This window comes from Mycobacterium sp. IDUB_21, from assembly GCF_055419425.1.
The window spans coordinates 100289-115392 of the sequence record NZ_JBVAXQ010000003.1; the positions used below are offsets into that span (position 1 = coordinate 100289).

A 15104-nucleotide genomic window follows, 5' to 3' on the forward strand; every position below is an offset into this window, starting at 1 on the left:
GGTGTGAAGCCGCCGACGAGCGTCCGCGGATCAGGCCACCGGGTTGGCTGTCCACAACTGCGCGATCGAGAGTCCCACCCCGGCCAGCAGCCGGCGAAGCATCGGCAGGCTGATGCCGACCACGCTCGAGGGGTCGCCGTCCACGCCGTCGACGAACCAGCCGCCCAGACCGTCCAGGGTGAACCCGCCGGCGACCCGCAGCGGCTCGCCGCTGGCCAGGTAGGCCTCCAAGTCGGCTTCTGGGGGCACGCCGAAACGCACTGTGGTGACAGCAGTTTCGGTGATGTGTTCGGTGATCACGTTGTCGCGTAACCGAATCAGGCTATGCCCGGTGTAGAGCTTTCCCTCTCGTCCGGCCATTGTCTGCCATTTGGCGCGGGCGTCGTCGACCGTCGGCGGCTTGCCGCACAACTCGCCGTCGATGTAGAGCATCGAATCACAGCCGATCACAACGCAATCGGCGCTGATTGGGGTCGGCAGAACCTGCGCGACCTGCTCAGCCTTGGCGGCAGCCAGGGCGCCGGTTACCTCGCCCGGGCCGACATCCGTTGCCAGGCGGGCGATCACGGCGTCCTCGTCGACACCGGAGACCACCACCAGCGGATCGATTCCGGCGCCGCGCAGCACACCGAGCCGACCTGGTGAAGCAGATCCCAGGACGAACCTCGTCACCGGCGGTGCTTGATGGCGCCGGATATCCTCCGCATCGCTGGCGCTCTGCCTCGTCACCGGCGGTGCTTGATGGCGCCGGATATTCTCCGCATCGCTGGCGCTCTGCCTCGTCACCGGCGCATGTGAGTGCGTTCCAGCAGCGTGATCCGCTGCCAGCTGAACAGCGGAAAACGGAGTTTGTCGACCGGGTGCCCCCAAAGGTTGCGGTCGCCCGTGCCGGTTTCGGTTGCGCCGCCGCCGGCCGTGCCGAGGACGGTGACCAGTGCCGCGATCTCAGCGTCGGTGGGATTGCCCTTGAGCACCCGGATGTGCGGCTCGGCGGCCGTGGGAGTCTCCACCGCCGGGGTGGTCGCCTCGGCTTCGTCACCCTCGACCGGGCTCACGGCGCCTTCACTGCTCGCGTCATTCGCTGCGCTCTCTCCGCTCGTTCCGCTCACAGGGGAATGTTCCCGTGCTTCTTGGGCAGCGGCTGGACGATCTTGCGTTCCAGCAGCCGCAGCGACGTCGCGATGTAGCCGCGAGTGTGCGACGGGGGGATCACCGCGTCGACGTAGCCGCGCTCGGCGGCGACGTACGGGTTCACCAAGGTGTCCTCGTATTCCTGCTGAAGTTGCAGGCGAAGCGCGTCCACATCCTCGCCCTTCTTAGCGGCCTCGGAGAGTTGAGAGCGGTAGACGAAACCGACCGCGCCGGAGGCGCCCATGACCGCGATCTGGGCTGTCGGCCAGGCCACGTTCACGTCGGCGCCCATCTCCTTGGAACCCATCACGCAGTACGCGCCGCCGTAGGCCTTGCGGGTGATGACGGTGATCTTGGCGACGGTGGCCTCACCGTAGGCGTAGAGCAGCTTGGCACCGCGCCGGATGATGCCGTTGTATTCCTGCTCGGTGCCGGGCAGGAAGCCGGGCACGTCGACCAGCAGCACGATCGGGATGTTGAAGCAGTCGCAGGTCCGAATGAACCGCGCGGCCTTCTCCGAGGCGTTGATGTCCAGGCAGCCGGCGAACTGGGTGGGCTGGTTTGCCACGATGCCGACCGTGCGCCCCTCGACGCGGCCGAACCCGATGATGATGTTCTGCGCGTAACCGGACTGCACCTCGAGGAACTCGTCGTCGTCGAGGATCCGGGTGATCACCTCGTGCATGTCGTACGGCTGGTTCGGCGAGTCCGGGATCAGCGTGTCCAGCTCAACGTCCTCGTCGGTGAGGTTGTCCTCGATCGCGCCGTCCGCAACCGGCACCGGGTAGCGCGGCGGGTCGGCGTAGTTGTTCGGCGGCAGGTAGCTCAGCAGGTCGCGCACGTACTCGAAGGCGTCCTGCTCGCCGGAGGCGACGTAGTGCGCGGTGCCGGACTTGCCCATGTGGGTGTGCGCACCGCCCAGCTCCTCCTGGGTGACGTCCTCGCCGGTGACGGTCTTGATCACGTCCGGGCCGGTGATGAACATCTGGCTGGTCTGGTCGACCATCACAATGAAGTCGGTCAGGGCGGGGGAGTACACGTGACCGCCGGCGGCCGCGCCCATGATCAGCGAGATCTGCGGGATCACCCCGGAGGCGCGGATGTTGTTGTGGAAGATCTTGCTGTAGAGGCCCAGCGAGACCACACCCTCCTGGATGCGGGCACCGGCGCCGTCGTTGATCCCGATCAGCGGCCGGCCGGTCTTCATGGCCAGCTCCTGGACCTTGACGATCTTCTCGCCGTAGACCTCGCCGAGGCTGCCGCCGAACACGGTGGCGTCTTGGCTGAAGATGCAGACCTCGCGGCCGTCGATGGTGCCGTAGCCGGTGACCACGCCGTCGCCGAGCGGCCGTTTCTCGGCCAGGCCGAAGTTGGTGCTGCGGTGCTTGGCCAGCGCGTCGAGTTCGACGAACGAGCCCTCGTCCAGCAGGGCGAGGATGCGCTCGCGGGCGGTCAGCTTGCCCTTGGCGTGCACCCTCTCGACTGCGGCCTCACCGACCGGATGCAGGGTCTCCTCGGTCCGGCGCTTGAGGTCGGCAAGCTTGCCTGCGGTGGTGTGGATGTCGACGACATGCTCACCTCGGGCTTCTACGGCGGGCTCCCCGGAGTGCTCACTAACTGTCATAAGAAATGATCTTAATCGCGGGCGATCGGATCGCCCGACCGGACCCGCCTAGGCCCACTTCGGCGTGTTCACCTCATGCGACGAGCCGAAACCAAAATCGCTGGCACTCCAGCAGTGGAGGCTCACAGCGTTCGGTTTATCGCCTCGGTGCCAGCGGGTACGCGGCTGGTATGAAGCCCAACGTCGCGATCACTCACCCGGACCGGGTGCTCTTCCCGGCCTCCGCCACCCACGAAGCGATCACCAAGGGCAACCTGATCGACTACTACGCCGAACTGGCGCCGGTGATGATCCCGCATCTGGACGGCCGTCCGCTCACGCTGACCCGCTTTCCCGGCGGCATCGAGGAGGAAGGGTTCATCCAGCAGAACTTCGCCGCGTCACTGCCGGACTGGATGGACCGGGTCGAGGTCGCCAGGAAGTCCGGAAAGGGCAGCGTCACGCATCCGGTGGCGGCGCGGGACGAGGCGCTGGTATGGGCGGCCAACCAGGACTGCGTCACGCTGCACGCCTGGTTGTCCCGCCGGCCGCAGTTGGAAGAACCCGATCGACTGGTGTTCGATCTGGACCCGGCCGACGACGACTTCGCCGTGGTCCGGGCCACCGCGCGGGCGGTGGCCGACGTGCTCCAGGAGCTGGGTATGACGGCCTACGTGCAGACGACGGGTTCTCGCGGCCTGCACGTCGTCGCACCGCTGTGTGGCAGCGCCGATTTCGATACCGCTCGGGAGTTCGCCCGCGCCATCGCCGGCCTCGTCGTCGACGACGACCCGCTGCATCGGGCCTGCGAAATCCGCAAGAGCGGCCGCGACGGCAGGCTGTATGTGGACGTCATGCGGAACGCCTACGGGCAGACGGCGGTAGCGCCGTACGCGGTACGGGCTCGCCCCGGTGCGCCGGTGGCCACCCCATTGGAATGGGACGAACTCGACGTGCCCGGCATGCGACCGGACGGGTTCACCCTGCGCGGCGTGCCCAACCGGATGTCCGAACGCGGCGACCCATGGGCCGACATGTATCGGCACGCATGCGCTCTGGCGCCGCTGCGGAATCGTCTGGCGAAGCTGGGTGCATGAAGCTGGGCGCTCTGGCGTCAGGCGGCGGTCTTATTGGGTTCGGGCGGTTCGATGACATCGGTGACTTCCTTGACGAAGTCACCGATGTAGCGGATCGCCCGCCGACCTTCGGGGAGCACGTCGGCCGCTAGGGGAAAGTCGTGAATCTGGCCGTCCCACAGATGCAGATCGCACGGGACGCCGGCGGCCTCCAGCCGCTGCGCCATGACCTCGGCGTCGGGCAGCAGCAGTTCGTCGGAGCTGGCGTGGATGGTGACCGGTGGCAGTGCCGTCAGGTCGGCATCCACCGGGGAGACAACTTGGGCCCGGCGGAGATAGCGGGTGAACGTCGGTAGCGCTCCGCGCGGGAACATCGCGCACCGGTCAGCGTTGCGGTGCCGCAACTTCGCCGTCGGATCGGCATCGGTGAAGGGTGAAACCACTGCTATGCCAGCAGGTTTCGTCAATTCGGATTGCAGAGCGGCCAAGGTTGTCATGAAGGCGAGATATCCACCGGCCGAGTCGCCGGCGATCACGATCTGTTCTGGGTCGTAGCCGCGACGGATCAGCCAGCACAGCCCGCTCAGACCGTCTTCGATCGCGTCGGATATCCGGTGCGCGGGCAACATTCGGTAATCGATGTTGAGGACGCACGCGTCGGCGGCCAGGGACAGCCGTGCCACCAGGGAGCGGTGGGTATTCAGGCCACACGTCAGGAATGCACCGCCGTGCAGATACAGGATCGCCCGCTGCGACGCCGTCCGGGAACCCTGAACCCGTTCGGCGACACAGGAACCCAGCTGGAGACGTTCAACGCATACAGGCGGCCGGTAGGGTGCCCAGCCGGCAAACCGGTCAACCGATGCGAACGGCCACGCCAGGTCCGGCCGCATGGCCCACGCGCGCACCACATTCTTGACGACGAACCGGCTGGCCAGCGACACCGCAACCGATTGTGCGCTGTGACGACGGTGAATTCGCCTGTTCAACCCCCCGGTGATCACCCGATCAGCTCCTCCACGGTGTGTGAATACCCCGCGGTCGGGCGTTTCAACCGGCGCGGCGACAGCACCGGCCCTAGGCTGGCGAAATGGATGTTCAGCAGCCCCGATCACCGCTCGACGCAACCGTTCTGCGAGACCGGCTGGTTGGACCCGGCCAAGCGTGGCGCGCATTGGACATGGTCGCCGAGACAGGTTCCACCAACGCCGATCTGTTGGCCCGCTCCGCGGCGGGCGAGGACATCGACGGCGCGCTGCTGCTGGCCGAACACCAGACGGCTGGCCGCGGACGGCACGGCCGGCACTGGGTGGCGCCGGCACGCAGCCAGCTGGCATTGTCGGTCGGGGTCGCCGCCGACATGGTGCCGACATCGGGATGGGGCTGGCTGACACTGGCGACCGGCGTCGCGGTGGCCGATGCGCTTGCCGAGGCCTCAGGGCTGCAGGTCGGCTTGAAGTGGCCCAATGACGTCATCGTGGGCGACGGCAAGCTGGCCGGCATCCTCGCCGAGGTGGCCGCGCCCAAGCAGCTCATCGTGGTCGGACTCGGCCTGAACGTGACCATGACCGCCCAGGAGGCGCCGGATCCGGCGGCGGTCTCGTTGGCCATGCTCGGCGCCTCGGTGATCGACCGAAACATCTGGGCAGACAAGATACTTCGGCACCTCGCGGCCCGAATCGCGGCGTGGCGTGCGGCTGGCGGGGCGGACGAGGCGCTGGCGGCGGACTACCGCCGGCACAGCTGCACCCTGGGCGCCCGGGTACGCGCCGACATGCCCGGCGACCGGCGAGTCGAGGGCCTCGCCGAGGCCATCGACGACGCCGGCCGGCTCGTCATCAACACCGGGAATGAGACGGTCACCGTGTCGGCCGGCGACGTCACGCGGCTGCGGCCGACCGGCGGTTCAGCAAGGCTCGACGGAGTCGAGGCGAAGCTGGGACCGCCGAACGAAGACGGCAACTAGGACTTCCCGTGGGTTATCCGGAGAACGTGCTGGCCGAGGACGAACAGGTGGTGCTGCACCGCCATCCGCACGTCAAACGCCTGATCGGCGCAATACTGGCCCTGCTGCTGGCGACGGCCTGCGCGGGGTTCGCATCGGGGATCGTCAACCCACGGGCCTGGGACCCCAATGCCAAAAACGTGGTCTTCGGGGTGATCTGGGCGATTTGGCTGGTGGTGGTCGGCTGGCTGGCACTCTGGCCGTTCCTGAACTGGCTGACCACGCATTTCGTCGTCACCGATCGGCGCGTGATGTACCGGTACGGGTTGCTGACCCGCAGCGGCATCGACATCGCGCTGGCGCGGATCTCTCACGTGGAGTTCGTCCACGGGCTCGTCGACCGGATGTTGCGAACCGGGACGCTGATCATCGAGTCGGCGTCACAAGAACCGCTGGAGTTCTACGACATCCCGCGCGTGGAACAGGTCCACAGGCTGCTCTATCAGGAAGTCTTCGACAACCCGCCCGCTGGGGGCTGACGCCGAGCGGGGCGCCGGAACAGGGTCACCACACCGGTGTCCGGACCGCCCTCCAGTGAGTCCTCGATCGCCTCGGCGAGCGCGCCGGTCTCGATCGTCGCGTCCAGCGCGGCGTCGGTGCTGCGCGCGAACTCGTCGGGGAAGACCCAGCGCCGGAACGCCCAGAACCGGAACGCCATCTGCAGCAGGTTGCCGATGATGTAGGCCGAGACGAAGTCGGCGAGGTTCTCCATGGTCAGCGACACCATCGGCGCCCGCAACTGCAGGACATAGCTGGAGAACCACAACGGCGCCATCGACAGCAGCACGCCGACCCCGCTGACCCCGAAGAACAGCAATGCCTCGTGGTGGCGCTCCCGGCCGCCCCGGTCCTTGAAGCTCCACTCGCGGTTGAGGATGTAGGAGGCGATCACCGCGACGATTCCGGAGATGACCTTGGCGGTGACCGGCTTCGGCGACAGAATCGTCAGCTTGAGCGTGTAGAACAGCGCTGAGTCGATGACGAATGTGGTCGCGCCGACAATGGCGAACTTGATCAACTCATGGTGGCGCTCGGCCAGCGGCCGGATCGCCCGCGGCAGGCGGGCGATCGTGGCGTCGGTAAAAGACACAATTTGCCAGTGTACGGACTTTGGCTCACCTGCGCCTAATGACTGGATAACGGCGTCCACGGGCCGACGTGACACGATATTGCCCGTGCCTGCGCCCTCCGAGCCTCCAGCTTCGACGCCGTCGCCCGCCGATGGCCCCGTAAGTGGGAGCCCCTTGGTCGCCATGGTCGGTGGCGGTCAGCTGGCCCGGATGACCCACCAGGCCGCGATCGCGCTCGGCCAGCGGCTGCGGGTGCTGGCGGCCGCGGCGGACGAGCCGGCGGCCCAGGTCACTCCCGATGTGGTGATCGGCTCGCACACCGACCTCGACGACCTGCGCCGCGCCGCTGCCGGGGCCACGGTGCTCACCTTCGACCACGAGCACGTCCCGGGGGAGCTGCTGGACAAGCTGGTCGCCGAGGGGATCAATGTGGCGCCGCCGCCGGCAGCGCTGCTGCACGCCCAGGACAAACTGGTGATGCGTCGCAGGCTGGCGGCGCTGGGGGCTCCGGTGCCGCGGTTCGTCGCGATCGAGGCCCCCGAGAACATTGCCGCCCTCGACGAGTTCGCCGCGCTCACCGGTGGCCCGATGGTGGTGAAGGCGACCCGGGGCGGTTACGACGGGCGTGGGGTGTCGATCGTCGACGACGTGGCTGCGGCTCGTGCCGCCGCCGCCGACTATCTGGCCTCCGGGGTGCCGGTGCTGGCCGAAGAGCGGGTCGCGATGCGGCGGGAACTCTCGGCGCTGGTCGCCCGGTCGCCGTTCGGCCAGGGCGCGGCGTGGCCGGTGGTCCAGACGGTGCAGGAAGACGGGATCTGCGTGACGGTCATCGCGCCGGCCCCCGAACTGTCCGACGAATCATCTTCTGCCGCACAGCAATTGGCGCTTCGGCTAGCCGAGGAGCTGGGCGTGGTCGGGGTGCTGGCCGTCGAGCTGTTCGAGACCACCGACGGCGAGTTGCTGGTCAACGAGCTGGCGATGCGACCGCACAATTCCGGACACTGGACCATGGACGGCGCAGCTACCAGCCAGTTCGAGCAGCATCTGCGCGCGGTATTGGACTATCCGCTGGGCGCCACGACTCCGGTGGCCGCGGTGACCGTGATGGCCAATGTGCTCGGCGCACCACAGCCGCCGGCGATGACGATGGACGAGCGACTGCACCACCTGTTCGCCCGCTATCCCGACGCGCACGTGCACCTGTACGGCAAGGACGAGCGGCCCGGCCGCAAGATCGGGCACGTCAACCTGCTCGGTGACGACGCGACCGCGTCGGCGAAGCTGCGTGAGCGGGCCGAAAGCGCGGCACACTGGTTGTCGCACGGTGTGTGGCGCGAGATGTCAGACGGATGGGATGCACATGGCTAACAGCCCCCGGGTCGGCGTGATCATGGGCAGTGACAGCGACTGGTCGGTGATGGAGGACGCGGCCATGGCGCTGGCCGAATTCGACGTCCCGTTCGAGGTCGGGGTGGTCTCGGCGCACCGCACCCCGCAGCGGATGTTCGACTACGCCCGCGACGCCGCCGGCCGCGGGATCGAGGTGATCATCGCCGGCGCCGGCGGTGCCGCGCACCTGCCCGGCATGGTGGCTTCGGCCACACCGCTGCCGGTGATCGGTGTGCCGGTCCCGCTGGCCCGCCTGGACGGGCTGGATTCGTTGCTGTCGATCGTGCAGATGCCGGCCGGGGTGCCGGTGGCCACCGTTTCTATCGGCGGCGCGCGCAACGCGGGTTTGCTGGCAGTACGCATCCTGGGCTCCGCCGACGCCGGATTGCGGGCTCGGATGGTGGCGTTCCAGGATCAGCTGGCCGACACCGTACTTGCGAAGGACGCGGCGCTTCAGGGTAAAGTTACCGGCGAGTAATTTAGGAGGCTGTGATGGCTGGGTGGGCCGGAAATCCGTCGTTTGACCTGTTCAAACTCCCCGAGGAGCACGACGAGCTGCGGGCAGCGATCCGCGCGTTGGCCGAGAAGGAGATCGCTCCTTACGCCAAGGAGGTGGACGAGAAGGCGCGCTTCCCCGAAGAAGCGCTGACCGCCCTGAACGCTTCGGGGTTCAACGCTGTCCACGTGCCCGAGGAGTACGGCGGGCAGGGCGCGGACTCGGTGGCGGCCTGCATCGTGATCGAAGAGGTGGCCCGGGTGTGTGCCTCCTCGTCGCTGATTCCGGCGGTGAACAAGCTGGGCACCATGGGCCTGATCCTGTCGGGCTCCGACGAGTTGAAGCGGCAGGTGCTGCCGGGCCTGGCGTCCGGTGAGGTGATGGCCTCCTACGCCTTGAGCGAGCGGGAGGCCGGCAGTGACGCCGCGGCGATGCGCACCCGCGCCAAGGCCGACGGGGATGACTGGATCCTCAACGGGTCCAAGTGCTGGATCACCAACGGCGGCAGGTCCAGCTGGTACACGGTGATGGCGGTGACCGACCCCGACCTGGACGCCAACGGCATCTCGGCATTCATGGTGCACGTCGATGACGAAGGCTTCACCATCGGTCCCAAGGAGCACAAGCTCGGCATCAAGGGTTCACCGACCACCGAGTTGTACTTCGAGAACTGCCGCATCCCCGGCGACCGGATCATCGGCGAGCCCGGTACCGGATTCAAGACCGCGCTGCGCACCCTGGACCACACCCGCCCGACCATCGGCGCCCAGGCCGTCGGCATCGCGCAGGGCGCCCTGGACGCGGCGATCGACTACACCAAGGACCGCAAGCAGTTCGGCAAGAACATCAGCACTTTCCAGGGTGTGCAGTTCATGCTCGCCGACATGGCGATGAAGCTGGAGGCCGCCCGGCTGATGGTCTACTCCGCCGCGGCGCGTGCCGAGCGCGGTGAGACCGGGCTGGGCTTCATCTCCGCGGCCTCCAAGTGCTTCGCCTCCGATGTGGCCATGGAGGTCACCACCGATGCCGTGCAACTGTTCGGCGGGGCCGGCTACACCACCGACTTCCCCGTCGAGCGGATGATGCGCGACGCCAAGATCACCCAGATCTACGAGGGCACCAACCAGATCCAGCGAGTAGTGATGAGCCGGCACCTGCTGCGCTGAGGTCTACTCGGCACTTCCGCGAGATTGCATGTCTGCAGGAAAAGTGCGATCAGCACCTGCGTGGTTGCAATCTGGCGGTGATCGAAGCCGTCGGCGATCGCCTCAATTAGGTTGAGAGCACCATGGCCGCCGAAACCCAAGCCGAACCGGCTCGCACGCCGAGCATCTACCTGGCCGCCGCCGAGGGCGGCACCGGCAAGTCCGCGATCGCGCTGGGCCTGCTGCACCTACTGGCCGCCTCGTCGGCGCGGGTGGGTGTGTTCCGCCCGATCGTCCGCTCCCTCGACGAGCCCGATGAGCAACTCGAGTTGCTGCTTGCGCACGCCACCGCCAAGATCGACGACCACAGCGGCTGCCGCGGTGTGACCTACCAGCAGGTCTACTCCGACCGGGAAGCTGCGCTGGGTGAGATCGTCGCGCGGTTCCACGACGTCGCGCGCCAGTGCGACACCGTGCTGGTGGTCGGCAGCGACTACACCGACGTCGTCAATCCCAGCGAGTTGACCTTCAACGCCCGTGTCGCGGTGAACCTGGGAGCCCCGCTGGTGTTGGCCGTCAACGGTCACAACCGCGATGCGCAGGCCATCGGCGAGATCGCCGCGCGCTGCCTGGCCGAGGTGGCCGCCGTCCACGCGCACCCGGCCGCGGTGATCGCCAACCGCTGCGACCCGGACCGGCTGGCGGACGTCACCCAGGCCATCTCCGGGCAGCTGGCCGGTGCCGGCATTCCGGCGTTCGCAGTCCCGGAGGTGGCGCTGCTGGCCGCTCCCACGATGGCCGAACTCTGTACGGCGTTGGGCGGCACCGTCTACAGCGGCGATCCGGAGCTGCTGCGCCGGGAGGCGCTCAGTGTCATGGTCGGCGGGATGACCGCCGAGAACATCCTGGACCGGCTGACCGAAGGCCAGGTGGTGATCGTGCCGGCCGACCGCTCCGACGTACTGCTGGCGCTGGTGAACGCCCATGAGGCACAGGGCTTCCCGTCGTTGGCGGGGATCATCCTCAACGGCGGACTGCTGCCGCATCCGGCCATCGACAAACTCGTCAAGGGGCTCCGGCCGACATTGCCGCTGATCGCCACCGGCCACCGCACCTACGACACCGCCGAACAGGTATCGCACACCGGATCGCGGATCACCGTCGATGCGTTGCGCAAGATCGACACCGCGCTTGCGGTGATGGCCGCCCACGTCGACGGCGCCGAACTGGCCGAGCGGATCCGGGTTCCGGCGTCGACGGTGGTGACCCCCCAGATGTTCGAGTACCAGCTGCTGGAGCGGGCCCGGGCCGACCGCCGCCACATCGTGCTTCCCGAAGCCACCGATGACCGGATCCTGTTGGCGGCCGGCCGGTTACTGTCGCGTGGCATCGTCGACCTGACCCTGCTCGGCGTGGAAGACGCGGTGCGCAGGCGCGGCTCCGAACTCGGGGTGGACCTGGCAGCGGCGCAGGTGATCGACCCCGCAAGCAGCGGCCTGCTGGAATCGTTCGGCGCCGAATACACCCGACTGCGCGCACACAAGGGGATGACCGAGGACCGCGCCCGCGAGATCATGCGCGACATCTCCTATTTCGGCGCGATGATGGTGCAACTGGGTATGGCCGACGGGATGGTGTCGGGTGCCGCGCACACCACGGCCCACACCATCCGCCCCGCGTTCGAGATCATCCGAACCGCGCCCGGGGTGTCGACGGTGTCCAGTGTCTTCCTGATGTGCCTGTCGGACCGGGTGCTGGCGTACGGCGACTGCGCGGTGGTGCCGGACCCGACCGTCGAGCAACTCGCCGATATCGCGATCTCCTCGGCGGCCACCGCGGCTGCGTTCGGCATCGAACCCAGGGTGGCGCTGCTGTCGTATTCGACCGGTGAGTCCGGCGCCGGGGCCGGTGTGGACAAGGTGCGTGCCGCAACACAATTGGTGCACGAGCGCCGCCCCGACCTGCTCGCCGACGGGCCCATCCAGTACGACGCCGCCGTCGACGAGGGGGTGGCGGCGGCCAAGATGCCGGACTCGGCGGTGGCCGGGCGGGCCACCGTGCTGGTGTTCCCGGACCTGAACACCGGCAACAACACCTACAAGGCGGTGCAGCGCAGCGCCGGCGCGGTGGCGATCGGACCGGTGTTGCAGGGGTTGGCCAAACCGGTCAACGACCTGTCCCGGGGTGCGCTGGTGGACGACATCGTCTACACGGTGGCGATCACAGCGATCCAGGCGCAGTTGGTGGCTCAGTGACTTCGGGACGGACCGGCCTGGTACTGGTGCTCAACTCCGGGTCGTCGTCGATCAAGTACCAACTGGTCGATCCGGTGGCCGGCACCGCGGTGGTCTCGGGACTGGTCGAGCAGATCGGTGAGCCGGACGGGACGATCCCCGACCATGCCGCCGGCCTGCGCTGGATCCACCAGCAGCTCGTCGACTCCGGTGTGGACCTCGGCACCGTCCGGGCAGTGGGGCATCGGGTTGTGCACGGCGGCACCAAGTTTTACTCGCCGACGCTGATCACCGACGCGGTGCTGGCTGAGATCGAGCGGCTCGCGGAGCTGGCACCGCTGCACAACCCGCCCAACGCGATCGGCATCGAGGTGGCGCGCGCCGATTTCCCGGACGTGCCGCATGTGGCGGTCTTCGACACCGGCTTCTTCCACTCGCTGCCGGAGGCCGCCGCCACTTACGCGATAGAGCGCGAGGTGGCAAGCGATTACGGCATCCGCCGGTACGGTTTTCACGGCACCTCGCACGAGTACGTCTCCGGCGAGGTGGCCCTGACGCTGGGCGTCGGCCTCGCCGAGCTCAACACCATCGTGCTGCACCTGGGCAACGGGGCGTCGGCCTCGGCGGTGCGCGGCGGGGTGGCGGTGGAGACCTCGATGGGGTTGACCCCGCTGGAGGGTCTGGTGATGGGAACCCGTTGCGGCGATATCGATCCCGGCGTGCTGATGCACCTGAGGCGCACCGCCGGCATGGGGGTGGAGGAGCTCGACGACCTGCTCAACCGGCGCTCCGGATTGAAGGGGCTGTGCGGGATCAACGACTTCCGGGAGCTGCTCGAACGTATCGCCGACGGTTCGGCGCCGGCAAAGCTGGCCTACGACGTCTACATCCACCGGCTGCGCAAATACATCGGCGCCTACCTGGCGGTGCTCGGTCGCGTCGACGCGATCGCCTTCACAGCGGGGGTGGGGGAGAACGTCGCCGCGGTGCGCGAGGACGCACTGGCGGGCCTGGACGGACTGGGTATCGTCGTCGACCCGCAGCGCAACCGCACCGGCAAGGGCGCGCGGGTCATCTCCACCGACGGCTCGCGCACCACGGTGCTGGTGGTTCCCACCAACGAGGAGTTGGCCATCGCCCGCGCCGCCTGGCAGTTCGTGTGACCAGCTTCCGCGATCCCGATCCGAGCGCGCCGCTGTGGCGGGCAGCGCAGCTGTTCCGCTTGCTGAGTTGCCTTTACGCACTGGGTTTTCAGATCGCGATCAACGACGACCTGGCAAGACCCGGCGTGGCCTGGGTGCTGTTCGCTGTGCTGATCGCCTGGAGCATCGCCTGCGCAATCGCCTACCTGCGCGGCTTCGGCCGCCGACCGGCGTGGGTGATCGCCGAACTGCTCGTCGTGGTGGTTCTGATGCTGTCCACTGAACTGGTCGCTTCCCGATCTTGGGCGCTGGACAACCAGACCTGGCCGACGACGCTGTGGGCCAGCAACGCCACGATTTCGGCGGCGCTGCAGTTCGGCCCGGCCGGCGGCATGCCCGCCGCGGTGGTGGTCACCGCGGCCAGTGCATTCGTGAAGGGCTATGTGAGCCTCAACTTCGGCCGCAACGCCACGGTGATCATCGAGTTGGCGCTCGGGCTGGCCGTGGGTATGGCCGTCCAGACGGCGCGCCGTGCCCACGACGACCTGCAGCGCGCGACCCGGCTCTCGGCGGCGACCGAGGAACGCGAACGGTTGTCCCGGCACGTCCACGACGGCGCCATCCAGGTGTTGGCGCTGGTTGCCCGCCGCGGCCGGGAGATCGGCGGCGCGGCAGTGGAATTGGCGGACCTGGCTGGCGAGCAGGAACGTGCGCTGCGGCGGTTGGTCAGCTCGGCGGGGTTTGTCGTGGATCTCGATACCGCCGAAACCGATCTGCGCGCTCTGCTGGCGCGCCGGGCGGACGACCGGGTGTCGATGAGCCTGCCGGCCACGCCGGTGATGCTGGCCCGCGGCGCCGCGGCCGAACTCGATGCGGCGATCGGCAACGCGCTGGACAATGTTCGCAGCCACGCGGGCCCGGACGCTCGGGCCTTCGTGCTGTGCGAAGACCTGGGCGACGCCGTGACCGTCACTGTGCGCGACGACGGTGTGGGCATCGCCGCGGGCCGGTTGGACGAGGCCGCCCGGCAGGGACGGGTCGGTGTCTCGAAGTCGATCGTGGGCCGGTTGGCGGCGCTGGGCGGTAGCGCGGCGTTGCACACCGAAGTCGGGGAGGGAACCGAATGGGAACTCAACCTCCCACGGTGATGGTCGTCGACGACCATCCGATCTGGCGGGACGCGGTGGCCCGCGACCTGGCCGAATCGGGTTTCACCGTGGTCGCCACCGCCGACGGGGTAGCCGCCGCACGCCGCCGGGCCGAGGTGGTCAGGCCCGACGTGGTGGTGATGGACATGCGACTTTCCGACGGCGACGGCGTCGCGGCGACGACCGCGGTGCTCGAGGTCTCGCCGTCGACGCGGGTGCTGGTGCTGTCCGCCTCCGATGAACGTGATGACGTGCTGCAGGCCGTCAAGGCCGGCGCGACCGGGTACCTGGTCAAAAGCGCTTCGCGCGACGAGTTGAGTACCGCGGTGCACGCAACGGCGGCCGGGCGTGCGGTGTTCACCCCCGGACTGGCCGGGCTGGTTCTGGGTGAATACCGCCGGCTGTCGCGCAGCCCGGACTCCGGGCCGGCGACCCCGGCACTGACGGAGCGGGAAACCGAGGTGCTGCGCTATGTGGCGAAGGGATTGTCCGCCAAGCAGATCGCGGCGAAACTGTCGTTGAGTCACCGCACCGTGGAGAATCACGTCCAGGCGACGTTTCGCAAGCTTCAGGTCGCCAATCGGGTGGAGCTCACCCGCTACGCCATTGAGCACGGCTTGGATGAATAACCGCGGCGATCAATAACCGCGGCAGATCAGGTAGTC

Annotated in this window: 15 protein-coding genes; 10 read left to right on the forward strand and 5 right to left on the reverse strand. The window is 68.1% G+C overall.

Features of this window, described 5'->3' with window-relative positions; all coding sequences use genetic code 11:
* Window positions 1–30: 30 nt before the first annotated feature.
* The 3 genes from ACZYY4_RS05765 to ACZYY4_RS05775 all read right to left on the reverse strand — a co-directional run bounded on the left by ACZYY4_RS05765 (window position 31) and on the right by ACZYY4_RS05775 (window position 2755).
* Window positions 31–672, reverse strand: a complete 642-nt coding sequence (locus ACZYY4_RS05765) for a Maf family protein (RefSeq protein WP_463808596.1) — start codon at window positions 670–672, stop codon at window positions 31–33.
* A gap of 110 nt (window positions 673–782) precedes the next feature.
* Complete coding sequence (locus tag ACZYY4_RS05770) at window positions 783–1055, reverse strand: acyl-CoA carboxylase subunit epsilon (RefSeq protein WP_463808597.1); 273 nt, start codon at window positions 1053–1055, stop codon at window positions 783–785.
* A 50-nt stretch (window positions 1056–1105) separates the two neighbouring features.
* Window positions 1106–2755, reverse strand: coding sequence for an acyl-CoA carboxylase subunit beta (locus ACZYY4_RS05775; RefSeq protein ID WP_463808598.1), 1650 nt, complete (start codon window positions 2753–2755; stop codon window positions 1106–1108).
* Between the two features lie 170 nt (window positions 2756–2925).
* Here ACZYY4_RS05775 and ligD point away from each other — a divergent pair, with 170 nt between their 5' ends.
* On the forward strand, window positions 2926–3831 hold the full coding sequence (gene ligD / locus ACZYY4_RS05780; protein WP_463808599.1) for a non-homologous end-joining DNA ligase: 906 nt from the start codon (window positions 2926–2928) through the stop codon (window positions 3829–3831).
* A 17-nt stretch (window positions 3832–3848) separates the two neighbouring features.
* Here the strand turns inward: ligD and ACZYY4_RS05785 are convergent, their stop codons facing one another.
* On the reverse strand, window positions 3849–4754 hold the full coding sequence (locus tag ACZYY4_RS05785; RefSeq protein ID WP_463808601.1) for an alpha/beta hydrolase: 906 nt from the start codon (window positions 4752–4754) through the stop codon (window positions 3849–3851).
* Window positions 4755–4900: 146 nt separating this feature from the next.
* On the opposite strand from ACZYY4_RS05785, the gene ACZYY4_RS05790 reads away from it, so the two are divergent.
* Together ACZYY4_RS05790 and ACZYY4_RS05795 are read left to right on the forward strand one after the other, a co-directional pair.
* Complete coding sequence (locus ACZYY4_RS05790; RefSeq protein WP_463808602.1) at window positions 4901–5776, forward strand: biotin--[acetyl-CoA-carboxylase] ligase; 876 nt, start codon at window positions 4901–4903, stop codon at window positions 5774–5776.
* Between the two features lie 8 nt (window positions 5777–5784).
* On the forward strand, window positions 5785–6294 hold the full coding sequence (locus ACZYY4_RS05795; RefSeq protein WP_463808603.1) for a PH domain-containing protein: 510 nt from the start codon (window positions 5785–5787) through the stop codon (window positions 6292–6294).
* On the opposite strand, the gene ACZYY4_RS05800 is transcribed toward ACZYY4_RS05795, so the two are convergent.
* Window positions 6258–6905, reverse strand: coding sequence for a GtrA family protein (locus ACZYY4_RS05800; protein WP_463808605.1), 648 nt, complete (start codon window positions 6903–6905; stop codon window positions 6258–6260). The two genes, ACZYY4_RS05795 and ACZYY4_RS05800, sit on opposite strands and share 37 nt — an antisense overlap.
* 154 nt (window positions 6906–7059) lie before the next feature.
* Between ACZYY4_RS05800 and ACZYY4_RS05805 the strand changes: the two genes are divergently transcribed.
* The 7 genes from ACZYY4_RS05805 (at window position 7060) to ACZYY4_RS05835 (ending at window position 15068) form a co-directional block, all read left to right on the forward strand.
* Entirely contained in the window at window positions 7060–8253 is a 1194-nt protein-coding gene (locus tag ACZYY4_RS05805) for a 5-(carboxyamino)imidazole ribonucleotide synthase (protein ID WP_463808607.1), read from the forward strand.
* Complete coding sequence (purE, locus tag ACZYY4_RS05810; RefSeq protein ID WP_463808608.1) at window positions 8246–8752, forward strand: 5-(carboxyamino)imidazole ribonucleotide mutase; 507 nt, start codon at window positions 8246–8248, stop codon at window positions 8750–8752. Before ACZYY4_RS05805 ends, purE begins: the two co-directional genes overlap by 8 nt.
* 14 nt (window positions 8753–8766) lie before the next feature.
* Window positions 8767–9936 carry an acyl-CoA dehydrogenase gene (locus ACZYY4_RS05815; protein ID WP_463808610.1) on the forward strand — a complete coding sequence of 390 codons (1170 nt, stop codon included), beginning with the start codon at window positions 8767–8769 and terminating at the stop codon, window positions 9934–9936.
* Window positions 9937–10058: 122 nt separating this feature from the next.
* The gene (pta, locus tag ACZYY4_RS05820) at window positions 10059–12170 is read left to right on the forward strand and encodes a phosphate acetyltransferase (protein ID WP_463808611.1); all 2112 of its coding nucleotides are present in this window, start codon (window positions 10059–10061) and stop codon (window positions 12168–12170) included.
* Entirely contained in the window at window positions 12167–13312 is a 1146-nt protein-coding gene (locus ACZYY4_RS05825) for an acetate kinase (protein WP_463808612.1), read from the forward strand. The genes pta and ACZYY4_RS05825 overlap by 4 nt, the downstream gene beginning before the upstream one ends.
* A complete protein-coding gene (macS, locus tag ACZYY4_RS05830; RefSeq protein WP_463808614.1) occupies window positions 13309–14439 on the forward strand; it encodes a MacS family sensor histidine kinase in 1131 nt (376 codons plus the stop codon). The genes ACZYY4_RS05825 and macS overlap by 4 nt, the downstream gene beginning before the upstream one ends.
* Window positions 14415–15068, forward strand: coding sequence for a response regulator (locus ACZYY4_RS05835; protein WP_463808616.1), 654 nt, complete (start codon window positions 14415–14417; stop codon window positions 15066–15068). The genes macS and ACZYY4_RS05835 overlap by 25 nt, the downstream gene beginning before the upstream one ends.
* Window positions 15069–15104: the final 36 nt, after the last annotated feature.